This window comes from Roseateles aquae, assembly GCF_032337115.1.
Classification (GTDB): Bacteria; Pseudomonadota; Gammaproteobacteria; order Burkholderiales; family Burkholderiaceae_C; genus Roseateles_C; species Roseateles_C aquae.
Genome location: NZ_JAVXZY010000037.1, coordinates 1 through 1,510, shown reverse-complemented (window position 1 = coordinate 1,510; position 1,510 = coordinate 1). Strand labels below are relative to the sequence as shown.

The 1,510-nt window shown below is 57.8% G+C and carries 2 protein-coding genes; both read right to left on the bottom strand.

Features of this window, described 5'->3' with window-relative positions; all coding sequences use genetic code 11:
* Positions 1-225 (bottom strand): hypothetical protein (locus RQP53_RS24650; RefSeq protein WP_315653386.1); only part of this gene is annotated, 225 nt, incomplete at its 3' end.
* A gap of 651 nt (positions 226-876) precedes the next feature.
* On the bottom strand, positions 877-1,266 hold the full coding sequence (locus RQP53_RS24645; RefSeq protein ID WP_315653385.1) for a hypothetical protein: 390 nt from the start codon (positions 1,264-1,266) through the stop codon (positions 877-879).
* Positions 1,267-1,510 lie beyond the last annotated feature (244 nt).

Sequence of the window (1,510 nt, the reverse complement as noted above, 5' to 3'; positions counted from 1 at the left end):
CCAAGCAAGAAAGAAGTCCAACTGCTCTTCCTGCGCCTGAACCTCAGATGGCCGAATGGGCCGAAGCACAAGCTGCACTGCATTTGCAATCTCGGATTCGACCTGGCGAGGTAGCGCTGCGTTCAGGCGCCAGAACCACGAACTCTCGACGACCCACGTGGCCAGATAGAGAGAAGCGGCAATCACAATCACCGCGACGGCCGCGAGGCGGGCAGCGGTATTCAATCGTCGAAGTAGTGCAGCCTTGACCAAGTGCAACCTAACGTTGAAGCTGAGCCGCGAGCGGCGGCTTGCCGACGCGAGTCGGCTCGAGCGACTGGTTAGGCAACTCCTCACCCGCAAGCCGACTGGCGGCAGCAGAGAATGGAAATGCTTGATGTTGCCCTCGAAACATTGAGACCTTAACGACCAAGGTGGTCCATAGCGAAGGCTCCAGCTCCAACCATTGCGCCAAGTATCCAGATGGGAGCGTAGAAAGTCGGCCCGTAAGAGGAAAGAAGCCAAATTGCGTCAGCGTTCCTCGACCCGTCGATACGTTCAGGCACTTGGAGCTTTGCAATCCTTCCCCTAGTAAAGGCCGCTCTGAGCATTACATCCGTTGCCATCCAAGTCCCTGCCAGGAAGTAGCCGAGCCCCATGAGCGAATCGATCTCTTTCGAGAAGACCAGAGATACACCGAACCAGAGCGACATGATGCCGAAGCCAATCGCATTTCCCCAAACTGGAACAAGCACCAACTTCTCCTATCCGTATTTGTTGCCTAACGTTTGAGCTAACCGGCCCGCGACGGCAGGACGCCGCAGGGCCAGAATGAAATGAGGCCCGAAGGCGGCATGCCGTTGCGGGTCCGGTTGAGCGATGGGTTGGGCATCACTGTCATAGGCAGTCCCCGAAGCTGCAAGCGGACAGAAGCATTGCGTAGAAGCCCAAGAAGCAAAGGGGAGCTAAGCCAACGACACCGCCAATGACGAGGCTGGCCGAAGAAAGTTGTCCTTTGCGGCCGACTAGGGTGATAGCAGTGACATAGAAGACTGCCGGAATGCCAAGCAGATTGACCGATTCCCGAAGTGCTCGGATGGGGTGGAACGCGTAGGTTGCAGCGACAGTGGCGGACAACATGACCAACGCCACGCCAACCGCAAACGCGATGACAGGCATGAGCGTGTAGGTTCGCAAGACCGCAAATCGCCAGTAGCCCAGGGCGAGTAGTGCGGCAGCCGGCACGAGCGCGATGAGCAAAGCGAGCGGAGCAACCGGCAAGGTCATTTGTGTGATGCCCAACGTTTTAGCTAACCGGCCAGCGGCGGCGTGACGCGGCTGGCCGAGAATGAAATGACGGCCAGCCGAGGCATGCCGTTGCAGGTCCGGTTGAGCGCGAGGTTAGAACGCGCAGCTTGGCAAACTAAGTGCAACACCTTCTCCAAAAGAGGTGGGGAGTGGCGACACTGTTCACACCTCATCCGGCAAGAAGGGGTTGTGAACATGGAATATCGCCAACTCACCCAAGACG